Origin of the sequence: Pseudoalteromonas sp. SIMBA_162, from assembly GCF_046535955.1 — a bacterium.
GTDB classification, from domain to species: Bacteria; Pseudomonadota; Gammaproteobacteria; order Enterobacterales; family Alteromonadaceae; genus Pseudoalteromonas; species Pseudoalteromonas marina.
The window spans coordinates 71,007-93,863 of sequence record NZ_JAWJBQ010000011.1 but is presented as its reverse complement, the minus strand read 5'-3'; the positions used below and the strand labels follow the sequence as shown (position 1 = coordinate 93,863).

The window sequence follows — 22,857 nt, the reverse complement described above, 5'->3', positions numbered from 1 at the left end:
AAAGCTTAAATATTTTAATGAAAAACAGCCTGAGTTAGCTCTTGTAAAGGCTCCGAAAAATAAAAACCTTGTGCGCCAGCAACGCCCAATTTAGTTAACATAATGAGCTCTTTTTGAGTCTCAACGCCTACGGCATAAACAGGAAGGTTTAGCATTTTACCTGCATCAACAATCTCTTTAATACATTTTTGATTATGCGATTTTTCATTAACTAAGTGAACGAGTTCATAGCTTAGCTTTAGGCCTATTACCTCTTCACAGTGAATAAGCAAAGGAATGTTTTCACTCGTTTTTACATTATCAATAATAATATTAGATCTGTGTTTTTTTATTGTATTTAACGTAGTTGATAACGCATTTTTGTTGTTGCAAAAGAAAGACTCACTCATTTCAAACTGTAATTGACAGCTTAGATTAAGCTTATCCATTTGCATGGTTAACCAGCTCCAAAACTTATCGTTAAGCCAGTTTTTAGGATGCATATTAATACTTACGCTCAAAGGCGACTTCTCTGCCATTACAAGTGTTAGTATTTGCGACAATACCGCCTTATCTAGAATTAACGCGTCATCTTTACTCTCAACTTGGTTAATAAAATACTGAGCAGCTAGTAATCCATGCATGTCGTGTCTTACTCTAATTAACGCCTCATGCTGGATAATATCACCACTAATCAGATCGAAAACAGGCTGAAAAGACAGCATAAATTTATTTTTCTTAATATTGTTTATAACCTGCTCATTACAAAATAACACTTCTTGGCTTTTGCTCAGCGCCAACCGGTGACGGTGTAATAACATACTATTTTTTGAAAGCGTTAGGGCCGACTGCGCTATTTGCAAAACCTTTGATTGATCTGCTCCTAGACGAAAATTACACGCACCCAATTTAACATGCTTACGAGTCGTATTTTTTTGATGGCTTTGGCACACATTAAAAATTATTTTATGCAAACGCTCCGTATACCGATCAAGCTCTGCAATAGGTACGTTGTAAAGCATAATGGTTAGCTTGTCTGGATTAATAAGTTTCACAGCTACTTTTTTTATCTCTGGAATACCTTTTAGAATAAAAACTTTAAAACTAGTTTCTAAGTCGGTATTTTTGTCAAACTTACACTCCCAACTGACCAAAACAAACAAACTATGATACTGTTCAGCGGCAGCATATAGTGAGGCTAACTCCTCACTTTCAACATTTTTAACCACATTTAAATTGGAAATACTACTAGTCAATTTTGTCGTCTTGTGATAACGACTTCGGTGTTTTAATTGTCTAAAGTTAGCAGCGCTTCCCCAACGGTATAATGAAATAGCGGCACCCACTATCACCAGGTTAAGTAAAATAAATAAGTAGCTTTCCATTATCCACACAGGTGAATGGTAAAGGCCTAAGTTTAATGTTTTATATGAAAACACCTCAAGCTGCGGCTTTATAATGTTTTTAAAGTGGAGGGAAGACGACTCAGGTGCAAGCATAAAGCCATTGCTTTGTGCTAAAACAGTCAGTGTTTTTTGATTCAAAGGGGCATCTAATTGTAACTCATAAACTTGCTTTGTGAGCTGCTGGCCAGCGCTATGTACTTTTAAATGTAACGCATTGCTTAAAATGAGGTTAAAGCCAATAAGCGATACAACAAGCATGACCAAACAAATCGGCTTAAAATATCTTAATAACCAATACTGCCCCTTAGACATAACTCACCCACACGTAATATTAGTCACTAAAGTGTTGTTCAAAAAAGCCATAAGCACAAGGTAGTCAATTAACTTTAAATGTAAAACAGTACTTAAGCTAATTACCATTATTAGCAACACGAGAAAATTGGCTAACATTGATGGAGTGAAAGACATAAAAAAGCCGCTTATTAGCGGCTTTCTAGAGAATTTTTCAACATTCTTGTTTTTGTCTTTGGTTAGAACGGAATGTCGTCGTCAAAATCTATTGTTGGTTCCATTGGATTTGATGCGCCGCCTTGTGGTGCATTTTGAGGCTTAGGTGCAAAACCACCTTGCTGCTGTGGTGCACTATTTTGCTGTGGAGCAAAACCACCGCCTTGTGGCTGATACTGGTTATTTTGCTGTGGTGCAGGCGCCGATTGAGGCTGTGCAGCAGGTGCAGCTTGCTGCTGTGGTGCATAACTACCTTGCTGGTTTTGATTATTTTGTGAATAACCGCCTTGTTGGCTACCTTGATTACCTTGATAACCACTGTTTTGCTGGCCACCTTGATTGCCTTGGTAACCGCCACCACTTTGTTGGTCTCCACCGCGAGCACCTAGCATTTGCATTTGACCTGTAAAGCCATCAACAACGATTTCTGTGGTGTATTTTTCTTGGCCTTGTTGATCAGTCCATTTACGTGTTTGAAGTTTACCTTCTACGTATATTTGTGAACCTTTACGACAATATTCGCCTACAATTTCAGCCAGTTTTCCAAAAAATACAACACGGTGCCATTCAGTTTTATCAACCATTTGGCCAGTGTTTTTATCTTTATAGCTGTCTGAAGTTGCTAAGGTAATATTTGCTACACCGTTACCGTTAGGCATGTAACGAACTTCAGGATCTTGCCCTAAATTACCAACCAAAATTACTTTGTTCACACCGCGTGCCATGAAACCATCTCCTATAAACGTTAGATTAAACCAGCGACTTTTCGCGCTTGGTCTAGGTCAAATTCTTTATCATTAATCTTTAAGTAGCTACGGCTTTCGTCGCGTACTACTGTTGCTTCTATTACACCGGGTAAAGCAACTAACTGAGAAGCCAGTGTTTGGGCATGCTCCTCAGTACTTAATTTGGTCATTAAACTAATAACTTTACTTTTGGGTGGTACTTCCATTTTCCACGCAACAACAAGCCATATTAACCCAACAAGTGCCGCTGCCGCAAACACAGCTTGCGTACTTATTGTTTGTGCTACGTAACCACCTAAAATACCACCTAAAAAAGCCCCTAAAAACTGGCTAGACGAGTACCCGCCCATGGCTGACCCTTTTTGGCTAGCAGGCGCAAAGCGCGAGACAAGCGCGGGCATTGTTGCTTCTAAAAAGTTAAACGCAACAAAATAAAGCAACATACATATTGCAATTCCTACCACACTATTAATCCATACTGACATGGCAAGCATGCTGACTGTTAACAGCGCTACAGAACTTATAAATGCTTGCTTTTCTTTTTCTTTTTTTATGGCCACAATCATAATGGGCACCATTAATAGAAATGCTAAAAGCAAGACTGGAATATACAAATACCAATGTTGTTCTGCCGCTAGGCCTTCTTTTATTAGCTGGCTGGGTAACACAACAAAAATGGTTGTTAATGTTAAATGCAACAGTAATACACCGGCATTTAAGCGTGCTAACTGCGGGTGTTTAATCAGTTTTTTAATATCGCTAAAGCTTGCAAGCGTGTCGCCTTTGGGGGCTTTATTAACCGCTTTGGGCACTAAAAACGTAATAATAAAAATACCACATACCGCAAGTATTGCTGTTAGCCAAAAAACGCCAGCAACACCCCACGACGCGGCAACAATAGGCCCTAATAACATAGCAAAAGCAAAGCTCATGCCTATGCTCATACCTATAACCGCCATTACTTTGGGTCGCTGTTCGTCTCGGCTTAAGTCGCTGGCAAATGCAAGCAAAGCACTAGCAATAGCGCCCATGCCTTGTAATGCACGCCCTACAGTTACCATTTGGATCGATTCAGCTAATGCGGCTATGACTGAGCCAATAGCAAACACAACTAAGCCACCAATAATAACTTTTTTACGGCCTATTTTGTCTGACAAACGGCCCATAGGTATTTGCAACACAGCCTGCGTTAGGCCATACGCACCAATAGCAAAGCCAATCCAAATAGGTGAAAAACCGTCAAGCGACTGGCCATAAATCGCTAATACCGGCATCAGCATAAATAAGCCGAGCATTCTAAATGCAAACACACTCGCTAGCGATACAGCGGCGCGCTTTTCTCGTGAATTAAGTGAAGATGCAGTCATTATCAGCAAAATCTTACGATGTGAAAAAATTAGGCAAGGATTCTACCACAAGCTTGGCAATAATTAATCGCTTAAAGCTAAGGATTTTTCATGATCAAGGATTAATATTGCAGCGTATTATGAGATACTCAGTAAATAATTTTGGTAATTAACGAGATAGCATGGAAAACATTGAAGTCCGAGGCGCCCGTACGCACAATTTAAAAGACATCAGCCTAACCATCCCACGTGATAAATTAATTGTTATCACAGGCCTATCTGGTTCGGGAAAGTCATCACTTGCATTTGATACGTTATACGCTGAAGGGCAACGCCGGTATGTTGAATCACTTTCTGCTTATGCAAGACAGTTTTTATCCTTGATGGAAAAACCCGATGTTGATCATATTGAGGGACTGTCTCCTGCAATTTCAATAGAACAAAAATCAACTTCGCATAATCCGCGCTCTACCGTAGGTACAATTACCGAAATATACGATTACTTACGTTTAATGTTTGCTCGTGTGGGCGAACCTCGTTGTCCTACACATGATTTACCTTTAGCCGCACAAACAATTAGCCAAATGGTTGATACCGTTTTAGCGCTGCCAGAGGGCACTAAACTGATGCTTTTAGCACCAGTGGTTAAAGACCGTAAAGGTGAGCACGTTAAATTACTTGAGCAGCTTGCAAGCCAAGGTTATATCCGTGCCCGAATAGATGGCGAAGTGTGCGACTTATCAGATCCGCCAACGCTTGAACTTCATAAAAAACATACTATTGAAGTGGTTGTTGACCGCTTTAAGGTAAAAGACGGTCAACAGCAGCGTTTAGCTGAGTCGTTTGAAACAGCACTTGAAATGTCGGGCGGCGTAGCAAATGTAGCTTACATGGACGACAGCAGTATTGAAGAAATGCTGTTTTCAGCCAACTTTGCCTGCCCTACCTGTGGCTATGCAATGACCGAATTAGAACCGCGTTTATTTTCGTTTAATAACCCTGCCGGTGCGTGTCAAAGTTGTGATGGTTTAGGCGTACGCCAGTACTTTGATCCTAACCGCGTAGTGCATAACCCAGAGTTAAGCTTAGCCGGAGGTGCTATTAAAGGGTGGGATAAACGCAGCTTTTACTACTTCCAAATGCTACAAGCAGTAGCAGAACATTATAAATTTGATTTAGACGTACCTTTTGAAAAGCTGGCTAAAGATTCTCAAAAAATTATTTTAGAAGGTTCAGGCAGTACAAAAATAGCCTTCAACTACCGTAACGACAGAGGCGATTTAATAACACGCAACCACGAGTTTGAAGGCGTGTTAAACAACATGAACCGTCGCTATCGCGAAACTGAGTCAAACTCAGTACGTGAAGAGCTCGCTAAATATCAAACCAGCCAAGCCTGCCCTAGCTGTAAGGGTTCACGTTTACGCCAAGAAGCACGCCACGTATTTATTGGCCAAACTAACTTACCTGCTATTACTACCATGAGTATTGGCGAAGCGATGGATTTTTTCGAGAGCTTATCGTTAAGTGGCCAAAGAGCACAAATAGCAGAAAAAATTCTTAAAGAAATTCGCGACCGTTTATCATTTTTAATCAATGTTGGCCTTAATTACTTATCGCTTGAGCGCAGTGCCGATACCCTCTCTGGTGGTGAAGCGCAGCGTATTCGTTTAGCCAGCCAAATTGGTGCGGGCCTTGTAGGTGTGATGTACGTACTGGATGAGCCATCAATTGGTTTACACCAGCGAGATAATGACCGTTTATTACAAACATTGGTGCATTTACGCGACCTTGGTAACACCGTTATTGTTGTTGAGCATGATGAAGATGCCATTCGCGCCGCCGATCATATTATTGATATTGGCCCTGGTGCGGGTGTTCACGGCGGACATATTATCGCACAAGGTACACGCGACGATATTTTAGCAACCAAAGACTCAGTAACTGGCCAGTTTTTATCAGGCGTACGAAAAATAGAAGTACCAAAAAAGCGTAACCCAACCGGCGATAAATGGCTTGAGCTATTTGGCGCAACAGGTAACAACCTTAAAAATGTCGATTTAAAAATTCCGTTTGGGTTAATGACCTGTATAACAGGGGTGTCGGGCTCTGGTAAATCAACACTTATAAACGATACGCTATTCAAACTAGCGCATACTGAATTAAACGGTGCAACCACAGCAGAAGCTGCACCGTATAAATCAATTAGTGGTCTTGATCATTTTGATAAAGTAATTGATATTGACCAAAGCCCTATTGGCCGTACACCACGCTCAAACCCTGCTACCTATACCGGTATTTTTACGGGTATTCGTGAGTTATTTGCGGGTACACAAGAGTCACGCTCTCGTGGATATAAAGTGGGTCGCTTTAGTTTTAACGTTAAAGGTGGACGCTGTGAAGCCTGCCAAGGTGATGGCGTAATCAAGGTAGAAATGCACTTTTTACCTGATGTATATGTACCCTGTGATGTATGTAAAGGGGCACGCTACAACCGCGAAACTCTAGAAGTGCAATACAAGGGTAAAAACATTCACCAAGTACTCGAAATGACCGTTGAAGACGCGCACGACTACTTTGATAAAATACCTGCAATAGCACGTAAACTTAAAACGCTAATGGATGTTGGTTTATCGTATGTGCGTTTAGGACAAGCCGCTACCACACTCTCAGGTGGTGAAGCTCAGCGTGTAAAACTAGCCCGTGAGCTTTCTAAACGCGATACAGGTAAAACACTGTACATACTTGATGAGCCAACAACCGGCCTTCACTTTGCCGATATTGAACAGCTACTTGTTGTACTACATCGCCTCCGCGATCATGGTAATACCATCGTGGTTATTGAGCATAACTTAGATGTGGTTAAAACTGCAGACTGGGTGGTTGATTTAGGCCCTGAAGGGGGCGCTGGCGGCGGTGAAATACTTATTGCAGGTACGCCTGAAGAAGTAGCCGAATGTGAACGCTCGCACACAGGTCATTACCTAAAGCCATTGCTTTAATACCAATAAAAAAACACCAAGTAATTTAACTACTTGGTGTTTTTTATATTTAGCTCCCAACTGCTAGTCCTTGATAAATTTTTATTCATCCCAACTAATTTGTATAATTTGCATATCTTTGTATTTAGCACCCGTAAATAAAATTTCGTTATCTGAACTCACCTCAAAAGTGATAGGCCGAAAGTCCACGTGTGTATCTTGCACGGTACCCTCTTTTAAATTGAGCCTAGCAATTCTTGAAATAGAATCTGAGTAATAAAAATAGTCTTTGCTTACTCCATATACATTCGCCTTTCTGGCATTTTTAGGTAATGGCCAGCTTTGCTTATCTGAGAGACGAATTAACTGATCAAATGTTATTGCGTAAGCGTTCCCTTCACTATCTGAAATAAGCTTATTGGCTTTAATGTCTTCAATTACGTGAGTATCACGGGTTAGCAAGTTCAACTCAACGACTCTATTTTTTGAATCAAGCTGCTCAATATAAATAATACTTTCGTTATTTTTTGACCAAATGTAACTCTCTATTTTACGCCCACTTAACATCTCTAACGGGTAGAATTTTTGCGTACTTAGGTCATAAAGTGAAAAGCGCTTATTTTTTATTAATAATATACGCCTCTTATTAGGAGATACTTTTAACCCTCTTAATTTATAGGTAGAGGAGTCATCGTCGTAATTAAAAAAACTAAGTTGCTTAGTTAGCCCATTTTGAGCAATCCATAATTGGCTGCTACCAGAGCGCTCTGATACAAAAACATGCGCTGGCCCTGCTTTATTTATTACTTCAACAATACTGTAGTCGTCATTATCACTTTTATACAAAGGTTCATAAGCTGGATTGTCGCCAAAGGTATCTGTTGCTTTAATTAATGAAAATGCTTGTGTTTTATTTGCTGAATAAAACAGACTATTAGCAGACTGAACTGCAATATAATAAGGTGAAATTGCGGGGGTAACATTTAGAGTATGTTTAATTATATTATTTTCATTAAACGTAATACTTGAAAGGTCAGAGTCTTCAAACACAATGACGCCTTTATCATTTGAAAGCCAATCGAACGCGAAACTGATGGTTCTTCTCTTTGCCTTAAATAATCGCTTAGTCTCACGTGTGTTAAAGTCGTAACTAAATACAGAAAATGGCTGGCCTTTTTGGCTTAGTATGTACGCTATTTTATTACCCGAATGAGATAAACGCGGCATTATTACGCCATACATTACACCTGGCGGAGGAATAACAATCGACTCCTTTTGTAATTCTAAATCAAATTTGTATAACCCTGAGCCATCTTGCTCATTTTTGTATTCGGTATAATAAATATACTCCCCATTTTGATCTAATTGCGCATAACCTGTGTATCTGAGGTCACATTTTTTTATAAGTTTAGCGTCTCCAATAATAGGAAACTGGCTTAAATCAACTAATACCATTTCGCATTGCTGCTGTTTTAAGTTTGTCGCTTGTAATAGCACTGCATGTTGGTTTAGCTGCCACGATAAAATAGATACCTGAAAACCAGGGTATGTAATTTCTACTTCTCGCTGATCAGAAAGTCGCTTAACAAATGCACGATTAAAATCCTGTTCAGGTTCAACATTGGTATAAGCTAAATAGTGTTTATCTGAAGATAGCTCAGGGTGAACCTCACTACCTATATTCCACGTACTCGCAACCTTATTTACCGTAACTTGTTTAACTACATCACCAGCGCCTTCACTTGTATAAAACAGTACCAACCACACAATAGAGCAAATACAGGTGATGACTAATAACGTATAAGCCAAAAGCGTTTTGATGTTCTTTTCTGGAACAGGTTTTGAAATAGTCGCAGCAGTAAAATCATCACTATTTGTAGTGTCAGTAGCCGAGTCAGATATTGAGTTTACAGGCTTTTCAGTAACGCTTTCTCGTGTTAACTGTTCAGGTATTACCGTAAGGCTATACCCTTTACGGTAATGCGTTTTTAAAAGCGGTGCTTTTTCAGTTGGATGAGCAAGCTGTTTTCTTAGCTCTGAGATAGCTCGGTTAATCGCGTTATCGTCTACATAGCTTTGTTGCCATACACTTTCGATTAGCGCTTGGCGGGAAACTATTTGTTGAGGCTTATTTACAAAGTGCAGTAATAACTTTACTAAAAGTGGATCTAATTCCCTTTCTAAGTTATTTGAAGTAATCACACAGCGATTACTTATAAATTGCCAAGGTCCGATTTGATAATTCATAGTCTTTAGGTATTTTTATTTTTATAAACCGTACCACATCAACTCATTATTGTGTATAAAAAGCATTTAAAACCTTATATTAACAATATAAGTTTTTACGCTAACCCATTAAATTAAAACAATTAAATACGATTAAAACCTTATCTATTAATTGCTCATAACTAGATAAGCGACTCTCAGTAAATTCAGCGATATTCTTTAAACCGTCATCAACAAGCAGCTTACTAAAAATCATTTGCGATTCTAAATTAGCTGCAATTAAAAATATAAAAGGTTTAATTATGAACAGCACAATGAAAAAAGGTCTATCTACTTTACTACTAGTAACTGCTTTTAATACTACATCAGCCTTCGCAGTTGATACGAAACAACACATATTTAAAAAGAGCGTTGAGCAGTGTGTAATTGGTGAACATACAGAAACAAACAAACCAACTAACAAAAAGCAGCAAAAAACTAACACAGTAAATGCAACTGAGTCTTTAAAAACTCATGTCGATACGCAAACACTGCTTTCTTCAATAGATGAAAAAATATCAGCTGAACTTGATTCTTTAATGAGCAAAATAAACACAGAAATTGACGAAAACCTTTCAAAAGTAACATCGTCAATTACTGCTTATTTCAGCAATATTTTATCTAACTAAAAACAACAAATTTTAAAGTATTAGGAAGTTATTATGAAAAATTTTACAAAAAAATTAGTGTCTGTCAGCGTTTTACTTGGTTGCAGCTTGGTAGCAAATACAGCACAAGCTCAAAGCTCTGTATGGCAAGTAAGCAAAGGAGATGACTCGTTATTTATTGGCGGTACTGTACATATTTTACCTAAAGCTGAAATGCCATTACCTGCTGAGTTTAATCATGCCTATGAACAAGCCGATACAATTGTTTTTGAAGCGCCAATAGCAGACCCAGCTGATACTAATGCTCAAATGCAAATGCTTGGCGCGCTTTCATATACTAATAATGAAACGTTAAGTGAAAAGTTAGAGCCTGAGGTTAAAGCTTCACTCGAAAATAAACTGAGTGAGTTTGGCGCTAACCTCGAAAAGTTAGATGGTTTTCGCCCAGCCATGGTGAGTATCGTCTTAATGTCGATGGAACTGCAAAAACAAAACTTAATAGGTGAAGGTGTTGATGCTTACTATACGAAAAAAGCGACTAAAGACAACAAAACAAAAAACTACTTAGAAACAGTGGAGTTTCAGTTAGAGTTATTTAAAACAATGGGTCAAGGTAACGAAAATGACTTTATTAAACGTAACCTAGCAGAGCTAAATAACTATAATGATATATTTAAAGGATTATTAACTGCATGGCGAGAAGGTGATACCGACACACTAAACAAGGTAGCGGTTGAAAATATTCAGAAAAATGACCCAGAAACCTACAAGCAGCTACTTAAAGATAGAAATAATAATTGGTTAACAAAAGTAGAGGCAATGTTTAATAACGACAGTAGTGAGTTTGTACTAGTTGGGGCTGGACACCTTGTAGGCCAAGATAGCTTGCTTACATTACTTGAAAATAAAGGCTACAGCGTTTCTTTAGTGAGCATTAATAACGCACAAGACATAACTGTAAAAGGAGCCGAATAATGGATAAAACAGACAAATTAGCAGTATCGCTACTGTTTTTATTTGGGTCTATCATGTTGATATGTGCCATATGAAAAATGCCGCTAATAAGCGGCATTTTTATTTCAATAAACCTATCCGCGTGGAATAAACCCTAATGCATCATATACCGATTTAAGCGTTTTCTCGGCACGTACACTGGCTTTTTCAGCTCCAGATTTCATTATGTTATCAAGTAAATTTTGATCTTCTCTAATTTCTTTAAAGCGAGCTTGAATTGGTTCAATCATGCTTACTACTGCATCGGCTGTATCTTTTTTAAGATGACCATACATTTTACCTTCAAACTCTGGTACTAAGTCTTCTATTGAGCGCTTAGTCGCTACGCTTAATAAAGTAAGTAAGTTAGATACACCTGGCTTTTCAGTTCGGTCAAAGTAAATACGCGCTTGCTCGTCTGAATCGGTCACTGCTTTTTTAAGCTTTTTCTCAATCTTTTTAGGCTCATCTAATAACATAATGTAGCCGTTTGGATTTTCATCAGACTTAGACATTTTTTTGAGTGGATCCTGTAGGCTCATTACACGCGCCCCAAACTCAGGAATGTAAGGCTCAGGCAGCTTAAAAACGTCACCGTATAAATTATTAAAGCGCGTCGCTATGTCACGCGTTAGCTCTAAGTGTTGTTTTTGATCTTCGCCTACCGGTACCTGATCGGCTTGATAAAGTAAGATATCAGCTGCTTGTAATACTGGGTACGAAAATAAGCCCACGTTTACATTGTTAGCATGCTTTGACGACTTATCTTTAAACTGGGTCATGCGGTTAAGTTCACCCATTTGCGCATAACAATTAAGCACCCACGCTAACTGTGCATGTTCTGGCACTTGAGACTGAACAAATAACGCTGACTTTTCAGGGTCGATACCGCACGCAGCATACAACGCAACACCATCTAGTACACGAGAGCGTAATAACTCAGGTTCTTGGCGAACGGTGATAGCATGCAAGTCAACCAACATAAAGAAACTTTCGTGATCTTCCTGTAACTTTAGCCACTGGTTAATAGCGCCAACATAGTTGCCTATTGTCATACCACCGGTTGGCTGAATGCCGCTTAAAACTACTGGTTTACTCATGATTTTCCTTTATTTACTTAATTATTAATATTTAACGCTGTGTTAGGACAGGTATTATATCTAAGAAGTTATCGCATAGGTACTGTGGATTATAATCAGCAAGGTTTTCACCTTGATTATAGCCATAGCCTACTGCAATTACATCAATACACGCCGCTTTAGCAGCAAGTATATCGCTTTTAGAATCGCCAATCATTATTGCTTTAGAGGCCTCAATATTTAGCTTTTTACACGCAAACAATAATGGTTCAGGTGACGGTTTTTTTGCCATATCATCGCCACAAATAATAAGCTCAAAATGATTGGTAAGTGCTAACTTATCAAGAAGTTTTTCAGTAAAAATTCGAGACTTATTAGTTATCAATGCTTTTTGCATACCACGTAAAGCTGCAAGCCCTGTTTCAACATGTTGGTATAACACGCTGTATTGGCCTACCTGTTGTTCATAATGCTTATGAAACTGTGCAATGGCTTTATTAGTTAGTGATTCATCTAAATGCTCACTAACCTGCATATCACCACTCAGTGCCCGCTTTACCAACATATCTATACCATTTCCTACCCAGCTTTCGACCAGACGTTGGCTTACAATAGGAAATGCCAAGTCGCTTAATGTTAAGTTAATTGAGATATATAGGTCATATACACTATCGACTAGTGTGCCATCCAAATCAAAAAATGCCGCATCGTACTGCATTATTTTACACTCTCAAGTTGCTTACGCATTTGATCAATAACTACTTTGTAGTCTGGCTGATTAAAAATAGCAGAGCCTGCTACAAACATATCTGCACCGGCCTGAGCTGCTGCAGCGATATTATCCACCTTAATCCCACCGTCCACTTCTAGTCGAATATCTCGACCTGACTCAACAATTCGTTGCTTTGCCTGCGCTAACTTTTTAAGTGTATGAGGAATAAAGCTTTGCCCACCAAATCCGGGGTTAACAGACATGAGTAAGATAGTATCTAGCTTATCAATTACATGATCTAAATAGCTTAAACTGGTCGCTGGGTTAAATACTAAGCCAGCTTTACAGCCATGATCTTTTATTAATTGAATCGTGCGATCAATATGCTCACTCGCCTCTGGGTGAAAAGTAATTATTGAAGCCCCTGCCTCTGCAAACTGTGGAATGATGCTATCGACAGGCTTAACCATTAAATGCACATCAATTGGCGCGGTGATACCATAATCCCTTAGTGCTTTACACACCATAGGTCCAATCGTTAAGTTAGGTACATAGTGATTATCCATTACATCAAAATGCACTACATCTGCACCTGCGGCTAAAACGCTATCAACATCTTCACCAAGCTTTGCAAAATCAGCTGAAAGAATTGATGGGGCAATTAAGTATTTTTGTTCTGGGCTAAACATAGCAGATTCACCAATGAGTAAAATATTACGTTAATGTAACTCAATTGATGACGTTACCCAAGCAACTAAAGCGTAATACTGTTGCGTTTGAAGTGCTTAAGTGGCTATTTTTGACATTTAATTAATAGTCTTTATTAGAAACAAGTTTGTTATTTGAGCAGTTTTTGTTATGCTTAAAAAAGTAACAAAATATTAGGTTCAAATCATGCGCGCTTTTAAAATTGGGATATTAATTGCATCTGCATTATTAGTTATTGGGGTAGTAAATTTTACGCCAAGTTCAGGGCAAGAGTTAAGCTCGGTTAATAATTGTGCTCCGCAATCAACACACGAAATAAACACAATTAAACCTTGTATACACGTACTTGAAGAAGACTCTTCTTGGTTTTCTTGGATCACTGGTGATAGCCGCAGCGCTCAGTTTCACTACTTGGATTTACTTGAGTTATTAACAAGCTCAGACGACAGCAAGAAAACACCTTCTTTAAAGCCTTTATTCTAGAAAATGCGGCACTTTATTAGCGCGTTGCAAAGTGTGCTAGCCGCATTTTTTGGTGTTCAATCAGAACAAAAGCGCCGCGCAGATTTTCAAGAACACTCTATTTCCTCAATCATTGCTATTGCGATAATACTATTTATCGCTTTTGCGCTTTCAATTTACGCTGTGGTTGTTTTAGTGGTAAGTACATAGCCATTAACTCGCCTACTTTATTACGAGTTCCGCCCTTAGGGCTTATCGTCCTTTTTACTTGAATTTGATCAAGTGATGCTTGGCTGTATATTTTCCGTGTCCATACTGTATCGTGATTTGAAATAAGCACTGGGGTGTTATTTTCAAACGCCGCTTTTTCTGCCAAATTAGCTAAATTAGCCTGATCATCTAAATTAAACCCGCCCTTAGCATAAGAAGTAAACGAAGCCGTTTTACTCAAAGGGACATAGGGTGGATCGCAATAAATAACCGCGTTATTAGGAACTAGTTTAAATACGTCATCGTAGCCTAAGCATGTAAAGGTCGCTTGCTGTGCTTTTTCAGCAAAAAAGTACATTTCCTTTTCAGGAAAATAAGGCTTTTTATATTTACCAAATGGTACATTAAAAATGCCTTTTAAGTTATAACGGCATAAGCCGTTGTAACCAAAACGATTCATGTATAAAAATAGCATTGACCGCTCATATACATCACGGCTTTGATTAAACTGAACTCGGTATTCGTAGTACGCATCGGGGTGGTTATTTAAATCAACGAATAGCTTTTTTGCATCACTAATAAACTCATCGGGTGAATTTCTTAATTCTTTATATAAGTTGATTAAATCAGCATTAATATCGTTAAGAATATAATGCTTAAAATCGCTATTTAGAAAAACGGAACCGGCACCAACAAAAGGTTCAACCAAGGTATCAGCATGCGAACTTGCTTGGTTTAATCGCGCGTTAATATCATCAACGAGACTGTATTTTCCGCCAGCCCATTTAAGGAAGGCTCTACTCTTTTGCTGCATTGGTTCTTTACTTCAATCTGATGTTGCGCGATTTTACACTAAAGCGATTTATATTACTGATCAACTAGTGCAATTTCTTGTTTTATTTTACTAATTTTTTTATAAAACGGCTTATTTTTTAAGATACTTGCAGGTAGGTTTTTCATACCTTGCTGTGCATCATTCATGCTTGTAAAACTGCCGGTTGTCACCACCCACCATGTTTTACCATTTCTTTGAGTTTGATAAGTGTACGCTGTTAATTGGAGTGCATACTGCTCTATAAAATCATCTACAACCTGCTTTTGTGTTACTGCAAGTAACTGAATCACCGTATTTGAATCATTTTGCTTAGAATACCATGAGCTAACTTCGTTTATGGGCAGTTGCACTGATGATGCATCAACCTCATTGTTAACTTTTGATTGCACAAGCTCTTTAACAGGTTCATCTTTTATGAGTGTATCAGAGCTAATAGGCTCATTGATCTCGTTGCCTGCATTTAAGCTTTGCATGATCGCGGATATATCGTTTTTTCTTTCACCTTCAGCGGTAGGCTTTATGTCGGCTACTTTTTCTTTTGTTACTGTGTCAGGTATAGGTGCAATAGCCTGGCTCACTGGAATAGCAGTGCTATCAACCTCAATGGTGCCTTGCTCATAATGCTTTTGCCACCAATCACTCATATCTGACTTATATAACAAGCCTATAATTAAGAACATAATGAGCAACATAAGTACCAGTAAATGTACACGCCATGATACTTTATCTTTAACTTTGACATCTGCGATGTACTCATCTTGTTGCCATGCAAGCAATAAACTAGGATTACCATTAGCTTCAGCTAAAAAAGCTTGGAAAACAGGATCTTCATCGTGAGGAAGCTTTTCAAAGTACCATCCCATTAACTGCTTACTTTCATGAAGAGGGAGGCGTTCAAGATGAATTTCAACTGCATGTTCAACCGGTAACTTTGCAGCTGAGGCAATCATAATATAAAGAGTGATTGGGCTATTTTTAGCTAGCAGCTCCAGCTCAACTAAAAACTCTTCTGATAAGTGCCTACCACCGTCAATAACCCATAAACAGGAGCCCGGTTGCTGTTGATTAAGTAACTGATAAAAATTTTCAGACAAACTTAAATTATGATCAACCAACGGGTTGTTAAAGCTTTGCTCTAATAGATCGCTCATTAACTGAGCGTCTGTCAATTTTGCACTCGACTGTACAAATGCTTTATTAAAGTCGTTGTATTTATCGGTAATAAAGGTTTCAAGCAGATAGCTTTTTCCTAGGCCTGATGTGCCCAGTAAAATAATAAGGTTTTGACCATATTCAAATTGCAGTGCGATTCTATCCACCAAAGCCGCACGGCTTGGTAAAATTTGTGACTGCATTTAGTGCTCGATTAATGCTCGGACTTGATCGTCAGATACATTGTCTACCAGTGCACATTGACCAAATTGAGTGGGTAAAATAAAACGGATAGTTCCTTTTTTATTTTTTTTATCTTTGCGCATATGCAATAAAAATTGTTCACTCGTCATATCTGCAGGTACTTCAGTTGGTAAGTTATATTGTTTAATAACATCCACAATACGCGCTACATCCTGCTGCGTTAAGTCACCTCGAGTGTGAGCTAACTGAGAAGCTAACACCATACCCGTAGCAACAGCTTCACCATGAAGCCACTTACCATAACCCATTTGGGCTTCAATTGCGTGGCCGAAGGTATGCCCCAGGTTTAGCAATGCTCTGAGACCTTGTTCTTTTTCATCCTCAGCAACGATTAACGCTTTAATTTCACAGCACCTATAAATGATATGCTGCAGGCATGTTTCATTTAGCTGCTGTAAGTTTCCAATATTTTGCTCTAAATAAGTAAAAAGCTCGGTATCGTATATTAAACCATACTTGATAACTTCAGCCATTCCTGCCGCAAACTCTCTTTTTGGGAGTGTATGAAGAGACTGAGTATCAATAAAAACAGCTTGTGGCTGATAAAAAGCCCCAATCATGTTTTTTCCTAACGGATGGTTCACCGCTGTTTTTCCACCAACAGATGAATCCACTTGCGATAAAAGTGTTGTAGGTATTTGAATAAACGGCACGCCACGTTGATAACATGCAGCTACAAAACCAGTTAAATCACCAACTACGCCACCACCTAATGCAATCAAACAAGTATCGCGACCACAATTATTTTGCAGTAAAAAAGCGGATATTTTTTCAAACCACTCTAGTGACTTGTATTGCTCACCATCAGGTATGATAAAGGAAAGAGGATTTAATTCAGCTAATGAATCAAGTAAGCCTTGTAGATATAAAGGTTCAATTGTGTCATTAGTAATGATGATAGGCCGACAATCACCAATATGATGAATTAGACGGCCATTATCTTGAAGTGCAGATTGCCCAATATAAATAGGATAACTTCGCTCGTCCAAATTAACAGTTAATTTAAGCATGCTCAGCTAATCCTTTATTATGTATTGGTTTTAAAAATCTAGTTTCTCAATGATTTGATTTGCAACAACTTTAGCGCTTTGCTCATCAGTGCGTACAACAAAATCAGCCACTTCTTTATATAACGGTTCGCGTTCTTCTGCTAAGCGCTCTAGTACATCACGAGGTGCTTCTTCTGTTTGCAGTAACGGGCGACGCTTGTCGCGTTGTGTGCGTGCAACTTGCTTTTCAATAGGTGTCTCTAGGTATACAACGATACCACGAGCCGAAAGCTTGTTTCGAACTTCTTTACTCATTACTGAACCACCACCTGTAGCAAGTACAATACCTTGCATTTCAGTTAGGTCGCCAATAACAGATTCTTCACGAAGTCTAAAGCCTTCTTCACCTTCAAGATCGAATACCCAGGCAATATCTGCACCCGTGCGGCGTTCGATTTCTTGATCAGAATCAACAAATTCAAGGTGTAATTGATCGGCAATGTGACGACCAATTGTGCTTTTTCCAGCCCCCATGGGGCCAATTAGAAATATATTACGTTTCTCAGCCATATCTTTTAGTACAAACGAACTCTAAAATTTGAAATAAAACCCCGCCTAACGACCTGGCCCCAAAATTAAGGAGGGGATTATCTCAGTAATTGCAGGGGTATTTCAAGTCAATTAGAATAAAAAGCCACATAACGAGCAATTAAACTAAATAATCACCCGTTGATTAACAAAAAAGTACCTTATTTTAATCTATTTGTATTTTTGGTGTCACGAAAATAAGCAATTCACGCTTTTCATTAAATTCACTGGTGCTTTTAAACAACCTACCAACATAAGGAATATCACCTAACACTGGCACTTTATTTGTAGTGTTGATTATCTGCTGTTGGAAAATCCCACCCAGTACGATAGTCTGCCCGTTTTCTACTAATACTTGTGTTTGAATTTCTTGAGTATCTATCGAAACGGCCTCACCGGTACCTGTTTGTACAGTATCGCCACGTGTATCTTGCGTGATAATTAAGTCTAAAATTACTTTATTATCAGGCGTTATATGTGGTGTCACCTCTAAACTAAGTACTGCTTTTTTAAAGCTTACCGTTGTTGCACCACTAGAAGCTGATTCTGTATAGGGTATTTCAGTACCTTGTTCAATGCGCGCTTTTTGCTGATTGGCAGCAATAATACGCGGGCTTGCAATAATCTCGCCTTTATTCTCTTCTTCAAGCGCACTTAACTCTAAATCGATTAATGTCCCGTTGGCAAGTTTTGCTATGTGGAGGCCTATACTTGCCGCTGGGTTTGTAATAGGTAGATTTACATTTAATCTATCTGTTAAGTCAGGGATTACCCCATTTGAAATGGTTTCAGCACCTTCTAAAGAACCAGATATGCCATCACTACCTTGCTGATCGCTAAATCCCCAACGAACACCTAGGTCCTCAGTTACGTTATCACGCACTGTTACCATACGAGATTCAATAACAACCTGTTGAACCGGTATGTCCAAGGTTTCAATCATACGTCTAATATTTTCTATGCTCTTAACAGTATCTTTAACGAGTAAAGTGTTAGTACGCTGATCAACCGACACACTTCCGCGTGGGGTAATGATGCTATTAATATCTGTTTTAAGTAAGTCAGCAAAGTCTTCAGCTTTGGCATAATTCAATCGCATATATTCGCTGTAAAGCGGCTCTAAATCTTCAACTTGCTGCTTTGCTTTTAGATCTTTTGCTTCACGGGCTGCAAGTTCTTCTGCTGGCGCTACCATTAAGATAGAGCCATCCATACGCTTGTCCAACCCTTTTATACGTAATACGACATCAAGTGCTTGGTCCCACGGCACGCCATCTAAGCGCAAGGTAATGTTACCGGTAACAGAATCACTTGTTACTAAGTTAAAGTCGTTATAGCCTGCGATAATTTGTAATGCTGCACGGACTGAAATATCTTGAAAGTTTAAGGTCATTGGTCGACCTTGATACTCTTTACCACCATCTAGGTAAGCATTTTGAGTTTCATCTTTTTCAACAGTGAGGGTAAGAATATTGTCTATTTGCTGATACGTGAATGTAAACTCGGCATTAGGTTCTATAACAACGCGGCTTCGCCCTTCTTCTTTAAATGTTTCGATAGTACTAACAATAGTACCAAAGTCTAAAACATCTAACTCATAAAGTAGATCGTCCAGAATATCTGTATGGTGAAAATCTGCGTAAATTTTGCCGCCACTTTCGTGAACCTCTATAGCAGCTTGAGTGTCTTGTAAAAATACAAGTACCTTTGCCTCACCTTTCTCACCACGTCTAAAATCAATAGATTGGATGCGGTTAATGTAGTTTCCACTCACATCACCTGTCAGAACGGCTTCATCTTCAGTTACTGAACCGGTTAATGGGTTATCCGATACACGTATTGAAACTAAGTTGTTATTAACTTCTGTTTCATACATTTTTAATCTGTCTAGATTAACTGTTACCTTTAAACCTTGCTCAGATAACACATTGGTGACACTACTAATACCTGCTTGATTAACTTCAACGTCATTTAATCCTAATTCTAACTCTGCGGTATCAAAAAACATTTCAATACGCGCTGGGCTGTTAAATACTTGAATTTGTGGTTCTAAAGTTATCTCTTCGTCGAAAACAAGCTGTAGTTCGGTTTCACCTTTAAGTAATGGGTTATAACGTACATCGTAAAGCAATGGTCCTGCCAAAGCATTGTTAGCACAAACCAAAGCGGCTGTTGCAAATAAGGCTCTCGCAATGCGATTAAACCAAAGAACATCCTTATGCATGTTATTTTTACCTTTTTTATTATTAATTTGCGCCATCAGTTGCCGCCTCTAACATTTCCAGTTTAGTCAGGCGCTCTTTCCAACAACCAGACCCATCAGGGATTAATTCAACTAATTCTATAAAATCGTTACTCACAGCTTTTACCTTGCCATCGTAACTGCCCAAATAATTACCAATCGTTACACGATGTAATGTTTCATCTGCAGCAGTTATAAGCGCCCAAACTTGACCACTTGAACCAATTGTACCTTTCATTGCTAAATTATCTAACGGGTATTTTTCTAATGGCTCTCTGCGCCTGTCTGGGTCAGGGTGTAAACAGTTTTTTATTTGCGTCAGTTTGTTCTGAATTATTTCAGGTTGAGGTGCCACAAATGGACTTCGTAAATTTCCAGCACTATATTCAAAAATCTCAAATTGAGTAAGTTCAGGAATCGACTCAACTTTAGGCGTTGTGCTTGCTTTTACCTGGTCAATAAACTCTTTTTGTTCCGAGGTATCGTCGTTACACCCCACTAACGCAACAACAGCCAATAGCGGCATTAAATGAAGGAGCCTCATTTTTTAACTCCTTCTTCATAGCGGTAAGTTTTTGCTACAACACTAAATGTTAGTTGTTTTTCGCCAGAAGACGTAATAGAAAAGTCATGCAAACTAACTATTCGTGGTAACTGAGCAACTTTGCCAACAAATTCACCAAATTCATGATAAGTACCTACTACTTCTATTTTGATAGGTAGCTCTGTATAAAACTCTTTCTCTACTTCAGGTAACCAACCAATTTTTAAAAATGTTAAACCGCTCGTTGTGCCAACATAAGATAAATCGTCAAGTAAGCCGGGTATTTCGTTTGATGTCGGTAACCGCTTAAGTAATTGAGAAAACTTATCTTCCATTTCTATCATTTGTTGGCGATAAATATCTAGCTTACTCGCTACAGCGTATTTTGTTCTGTAGGTACTTCTTAAGTCGACCTCTTTTGATACCGCATTATGGTAGCTATCAATCTCATCAGAAACTAACAAGCTATAGCTAAAAAATAATATGAGCCCAGCAACAAATGCACAGCAAATTACTTTTACAGCAGCAGGCCAATCACCAATATTGTCTAACTCAATTTCATTCCAATCTATTTCGCCAAGCGCTTTAAAATCAAGGTTCATTACGTACCTCACCAATCTCATCAAATGGTTTTACGTAAAACTCCATACTAAAGTCGCTTAGTAAACGCGAAGACTGATCACCTGCAACAATATCTTGCATGGTCAAACGCTCTAACAAATACGAACTTTGTACCTGGCGGATCATAGTAGATAAACGGTTATTTGATTCACTTCGGCCAAGTACATAAATCTGGTTCCCTCTGCGCTCCAGCTTTGTTAAGTAAATACCTTGAGGTACTATTTTTGTTACTTCATCCATAATTTGTGTGCCAAGGTTACGGCTACTTTGCAGCTCTTCGATTAATCGCATTCGCTGCTGTAGGTTTTCTTTTCGTTTGTCTAATTCTCTAATCTCACTGATCTTTCGATCAAGCATGCTTATTTCAGAACTTAAGTAATTATTTTTTAAGTTTTGCCCGTCTTTTAATGCACTGTAAAACATACTTAATAAGTACATACTTAAAAAACAAGCTAAAACAATTCCAACTAGTATGGTTAAAAATTTCTTTTTAGATTCTTCGCGCTGCAGTTCTCGCCAAGGCAATAGATTTATATGTGGCATGATGAAAAGCTCCTTAATGCCAAACCTGTTGCAATTGCAAACTGTGTTCGGTGACGTTGCATAACATTACGATCTACTTTTGGAGAAATTTCCATATTTGCAAACGGTTCTGCAACAACACTGTGTATACCTAATTCTTCAATTAATAAGCGATCAAGCCCTTTGATCATAGAAGTTCCACCGGTAAGCACAATATAGTCTATTTGTTCTTTGCCACTCGTTGTTAAAAACATTTGCACCGCTCTACGTACTTGCTGAAGCAACGCTGTTTGAAATGGTGCTAATACCTCAAAAGTATAATTAGGAGGTAAGTCGCCTGATGTTTTACCTATTTCAGCTTCGTCAAACCCTTTGTTGTAGTAGTTAACAATACTATTTGTGTATTGATCACCACCAAAAACCTGGTCACGTGTATAAATAGTTTCACCAGCTTGCACAACACTTACAAGCATGAGTACGGCACCAATATCTACAACAGCAACACACTTATTGAAGGCATCGCTTGGTAGCTGTTGATAATAAACGTCCATCGCACGGCTTAAGGCGTAACTTTCTACATCAACAATCTTAGTATCGAGATTAGCCTCTTCTAATGCGCCAACACGTGCTTCAACACTTTCTGTTCGGGCAGCTGAAAGTAATACATTCATTTTACTCGGGTCAGCTTCGTTAGTAGAGAGCTTTTCAAAGTCTAAGCTAACTTCATCGAGTGGGTAAGGTATTAAACTATCTGCTTCAATTTCAATTTGAGATTCAAGTTCTGCATCGCTCAACGACACATCCATAAAAATTACTTTTGTAATAACCGTTTGCCCTGACACCGCCACTGCTGCATTTTTAAGTGACTTAGGTAATTTTCTTTTTAATTTTGTTATTACATTACCAATCGCTTCAATATCTTGAATCGTTCGTTCACTCATCGCACCTTTAGGCATAGGCTCAATTGCTAGCGCTTCTAATCGAAATCCACTTTCAATTTCTCTCAGAAGCACCGCTTTAATCGAGTGCGATCCGATATCAATTCCTACCATCATTGGCGACGGCTTTTGAAATAGTTGACTTAGCATGTTTGCAACT

At 38.7% G+C, this 22,857-nt stretch carries 21 protein-coding genes; 5 read left to right on the top strand and 16 right to left on the bottom strand.

From position 1 onward, the window contains the following. Positions 1–14: 14 nt before the first annotated feature. From R0J88_RS10130 to R0J88_RS10120, 3 genes are all read right to left on the bottom strand, one after another. Positions 15–1,697, bottom strand: a complete 1,683-nt coding sequence (locus tag R0J88_RS10130; protein WP_410899822.1) for an EAL domain-containing protein — start codon at positions 1,695–1,697, stop codon at positions 15–17. 218 nt (positions 1,698–1,915) lie between these two features. Then, entirely contained in the window at positions 1,916–2,617 is a 702-nt protein-coding gene (gene ssb, locus R0J88_RS10125; RefSeq protein ID WP_006793117.1) for a single-stranded DNA-binding protein, read from the bottom strand. Between the two features lie 20 nt (positions 2,618–2,637). After that, positions 2,638–4,005 (bottom strand): MFS transporter, encoded by a 1,368-nt coding sequence (locus R0J88_RS10120; protein ID WP_410899821.1) that lies wholly within the window; start codon positions 4,003–4,005, stop codon positions 2,638–2,640. A gap of 161 nt (positions 4,006–4,166) precedes the next feature. On the opposite strand from R0J88_RS10120, the gene uvrA reads away from it, so the two are divergent. Then, the gene (gene uvrA / locus R0J88_RS10115) at positions 4,167–6,986 is read left to right on the top strand and encodes an excinuclease ABC subunit UvrA (protein WP_008131688.1); all 2,820 of its coding nucleotides are present in this window, start codon (positions 4,167–4,169) and stop codon (positions 6,984–6,986) included. A gap of 81 nt (positions 6,987–7,067) precedes the next feature. Here the strand turns inward: uvrA and R0J88_RS10110 are convergent, their stop codons facing one another. Then, entirely contained in the window at positions 7,068–9,212 is a 2,145-nt protein-coding gene (locus R0J88_RS10110; protein ID WP_410899820.1) for a winged helix-turn-helix domain-containing protein, read from the bottom strand. 281 nt (positions 9,213–9,493) lie between these two features. Between R0J88_RS10110 and R0J88_RS10105 the strand changes: the two genes are divergently transcribed. Both R0J88_RS10105 and R0J88_RS10100 read left to right on the top strand, forming a co-directional pair. Next, the gene (locus R0J88_RS10105) at positions 9,494–9,859 is read left to right on the top strand and encodes a hypothetical protein (RefSeq protein WP_410899819.1); all 366 of its coding nucleotides are present in this window, start codon (positions 9,494–9,496) and stop codon (positions 9,857–9,859) included. A gap of 33 nt (positions 9,860–9,892) precedes the next feature. Beyond that, positions 9,893–10,813, top strand: coding sequence for a TraB/GumN family protein (locus tag R0J88_RS10100; protein ID WP_410899818.1), 921 nt, complete (start codon positions 9,893–9,895; stop codon positions 10,811–10,813). 113 nt (positions 10,814–10,926) lie between these two features. On the opposite strand, the gene trpS is transcribed toward R0J88_RS10100, so the two are convergent. The 3 genes from trpS to rpe are packed head-to-tail and all read right to left on the bottom strand — an operon-like array spanning position 10,927 to position 13,311. Then, positions 10,927–11,931, bottom strand: coding sequence for a tryptophan--tRNA ligase (trpS, locus tag R0J88_RS10095; protein WP_006793110.1), 1,005 nt, complete (start codon positions 11,929–11,931; stop codon positions 10,927–10,929). A gap of 31 nt (positions 11,932–11,962) precedes the next feature. Next, positions 11,963–12,628, bottom strand: a complete 666-nt coding sequence (locus R0J88_RS10090; protein ID WP_276753649.1) for a phosphoglycolate phosphatase — start codon at positions 12,626–12,628, stop codon at positions 11,963–11,965. Continuing rightward, positions 12,628–13,311, bottom strand: a complete 684-nt coding sequence (rpe, locus tag R0J88_RS10085; protein ID WP_010557964.1) for a ribulose-phosphate 3-epimerase — start codon at positions 13,309–13,311, stop codon at positions 12,628–12,630. The genes R0J88_RS10090 and rpe overlap by 1 nt, the downstream gene beginning before the upstream one ends. A gap of 205 nt (positions 13,312–13,516) precedes the next feature. On the opposite strand from rpe, the gene R0J88_RS10080 reads away from it, so the two are divergent. Further along, positions 13,517–13,813 (top strand): hypothetical protein, encoded by a 297-nt coding sequence (locus tag R0J88_RS10080; protein ID WP_410899817.1) that lies wholly within the window; start codon positions 13,517–13,519, stop codon positions 13,811–13,813. A gap of 3 nt (positions 13,814–13,816) precedes the next feature. Next, complete coding sequence (locus tag R0J88_RS10075; protein WP_074210163.1) at positions 13,817–14,002, top strand: DUF2970 domain-containing protein; 186 nt, start codon at positions 13,817–13,819, stop codon at positions 14,000–14,002. Here the strand turns inward: R0J88_RS10075 and R0J88_RS10070 are convergent. The 9 genes from R0J88_RS10070 to R0J88_RS10030 all read right to left on the bottom strand — a co-directional run bounded on the left by R0J88_RS10070 (position 13,947) and on the right by R0J88_RS10030 (position 22,847). Further along, positions 13,947–14,816 (bottom strand): Dam family site-specific DNA-(adenine-N6)-methyltransferase, encoded by an 870-nt coding sequence (locus R0J88_RS10070; RefSeq protein WP_276753646.1) that lies wholly within the window; start codon positions 14,814–14,816, stop codon positions 13,947–13,949. The two genes, R0J88_RS10075 and R0J88_RS10070, sit on opposite strands and share 56 nt — an antisense overlap. A gap of 53 nt (positions 14,817–14,869) precedes the next feature. Continuing rightward, the gene (locus R0J88_RS10065) at positions 14,870–16,192 is read right to left on the bottom strand and encodes an SPOR domain-containing protein (protein ID WP_410899816.1); all 1,323 of its coding nucleotides are present in this window, start codon (positions 16,190–16,192) and stop codon (positions 14,870–14,872) included. After that, the gene (gene aroB / locus R0J88_RS10060; protein WP_410899815.1) at positions 16,193–17,263 is read right to left on the bottom strand and encodes a 3-dehydroquinate synthase; all 1,071 of its coding nucleotides are present in this window, start codon (positions 17,261–17,263) and stop codon (positions 16,193–16,195) included. Between the two features lie 30 nt (positions 17,264–17,293). Continuing rightward, entirely contained in the window at positions 17,294–17,812 is a 519-nt protein-coding gene (gene aroK / locus R0J88_RS10055) for a shikimate kinase AroK (RefSeq protein ID WP_006793103.1), read from the bottom strand. Positions 17,813–17,996: 184 nt separating this feature from the next. Continuing rightward, positions 17,997–20,090, bottom strand: coding sequence for a type IV pilus secretin PilQ (locus R0J88_RS10050; protein WP_039036262.1), 2,094 nt, complete (start codon positions 20,088–20,090; stop codon positions 17,997–17,999). Next, the gene (locus R0J88_RS10045) at positions 20,077–20,616 is read right to left on the bottom strand and encodes a pilus assembly protein PilP (protein WP_006793101.1); all 540 of its coding nucleotides are present in this window, start codon (positions 20,614–20,616) and stop codon (positions 20,077–20,079) included. Before R0J88_RS10045 ends, R0J88_RS10050 begins: the two co-directional genes overlap by 14 nt. Beyond that, positions 20,613–21,218: a type 4a pilus biogenesis protein PilO gene (locus R0J88_RS10040; RefSeq protein ID WP_006793100.1), complete on the bottom strand. Its 606-nt coding sequence runs from the start codon at positions 21,216–21,218 to the stop codon at positions 20,613–20,615. Before R0J88_RS10040 ends, R0J88_RS10045 begins: the two co-directional genes overlap by 4 nt. Further along, the gene (locus R0J88_RS10035) at positions 21,208–21,780 is read right to left on the bottom strand and encodes a PilN domain-containing protein (protein WP_410899814.1); all 573 of its coding nucleotides are present in this window, start codon (positions 21,778–21,780) and stop codon (positions 21,208–21,210) included. The genes R0J88_RS10040 and R0J88_RS10035 overlap by 11 nt, the downstream gene beginning before the upstream one ends. After that, on the bottom strand, positions 21,768–22,847 hold the full coding sequence (locus tag R0J88_RS10030; RefSeq protein ID WP_006793098.1) for a pilus assembly protein PilM: 1,080 nt from the start codon (positions 22,845–22,847) through the stop codon (positions 21,768–21,770). Before R0J88_RS10030 ends, R0J88_RS10035 begins: the two co-directional genes overlap by 13 nt. Positions 22,848–22,857 lie beyond the last annotated feature (10 nt).

What these genes read in the sequence shown, in the direction of transcription:
- R0J88_RS10130 (WP_410899822.1), bottom strand. Translation starts at nt 1,697, where the DNA reads ATGTCTAAGGGGCAGTATTGGTTATTAAGATATTTTAAGCCGATTTGT.
- ssb (WP_006793117.1), bottom strand. Translation starts at nt 2,617, where the DNA reads ATGGCACGCGGTGTGAACAAAGTAATTTTGGTTGGTAATTTAGGGCAA.
- R0J88_RS10120 (WP_410899821.1), bottom strand. Translation starts at nt 4,005, where the DNA reads ATGACTGCATCTTCACTTAATTCACGAGAAAAGCGCGCCGCTGTATCG.
- uvrA (WP_008131688.1), top strand. Translation starts at nt 4,167, where the DNA reads ATGGAAAACATTGAAGTCCGAGGCGCCCGTACGCACAATTTAAAAGAC.
- R0J88_RS10110 (WP_410899820.1), bottom strand. Translation starts at nt 9,212, where the DNA reads ATGAATTATCAAATCGGACCTTGGCAATTTATAAGTAATCGCTGTGTG.
- R0J88_RS10105 (WP_410899819.1), top strand. Translation starts at nt 9,494, where the DNA reads ATGAACAGCACAATGAAAAAAGGTCTATCTACTTTACTACTAGTAACT.
- R0J88_RS10100 (WP_410899818.1), top strand. Translation starts at nt 9,893, where the DNA reads ATGAAAAATTTTACAAAAAAATTAGTGTCTGTCAGCGTTTTACTTGGT.
- trpS (WP_006793110.1), bottom strand. Translation starts at nt 11,931, where the DNA reads ATGAGTAAACCAGTAGTTTTAAGCGGCATTCAGCCAACCGGTGGTATG.
- R0J88_RS10090 (WP_276753649.1), bottom strand. Translation starts at nt 12,628, where the DNA reads ATGCAGTACGATGCGGCATTTTTTGATTTGGATGGCACACTAGTCGAT.
- rpe (WP_010557964.1), bottom strand. Translation starts at nt 13,311, where the DNA reads ATGTTTAGCCCAGAACAAAAATACTTAATTGCCCCATCAATTCTTTCA.
- R0J88_RS10080 (WP_410899817.1), top strand. Translation starts at nt 13,517, where the DNA reads ATGCGCGCTTTTAAAATTGGGATATTAATTGCATCTGCATTATTAGTT.
- R0J88_RS10075 (WP_074210163.1), top strand. Translation starts at nt 13,817, where the DNA reads ATGCGGCACTTTATTAGCGCGTTGCAAAGTGTGCTAGCCGCATTTTTT.
- R0J88_RS10070 (WP_276753646.1), bottom strand. Translation starts at nt 14,816, where the DNA reads ATGCAGCAAAAGAGTAGAGCCTTCCTTAAATGGGCTGGCGGAAAATAC.
- R0J88_RS10065 (WP_410899816.1), bottom strand. Translation starts at nt 16,192, where the DNA reads ATGCAGTCACAAATTTTACCAAGCCGTGCGGCTTTGGTGGATAGAATC.
- aroB (WP_410899815.1), bottom strand. Translation starts at nt 17,263, where the DNA reads ATGCTTAAATTAACTGTTAATTTGGACGAGCGAAGTTATCCTATTTAT.
- aroK (WP_006793103.1), bottom strand. Translation starts at nt 17,812, where the DNA reads ATGGCTGAGAAACGTAATATATTTCTAATTGGCCCCATGGGGGCTGGA.
- R0J88_RS10050 (WP_039036262.1), bottom strand. Translation starts at nt 20,090, where the DNA reads ATGGCGCAAATTAATAATAAAAAAGGTAAAAATAACATGCATAAGGAT.
- R0J88_RS10045 (WP_006793101.1), bottom strand. Translation starts at nt 20,616, where the DNA reads ATGAGGCTCCTTCATTTAATGCCGCTATTGGCTGTTGTTGCGTTAGTG.
- R0J88_RS10040 (WP_006793100.1), bottom strand. Translation starts at nt 21,218, where the DNA reads ATGAACCTTGATTTTAAAGCGCTTGGCGAAATAGATTGGAATGAAATT.
- R0J88_RS10035 (WP_410899814.1), bottom strand. Translation starts at nt 21,780, where the DNA reads ATGCCACATATAAATCTATTGCCTTGGCGAGAACTGCAGCGCGAAGAA.
- R0J88_RS10030 (WP_006793098.1), bottom strand. Translation starts at nt 22,847, where the DNA reads ATGCTAAGTCAACTATTTCAAAAGCCGTCGCCAATGATGGTAGGAATT.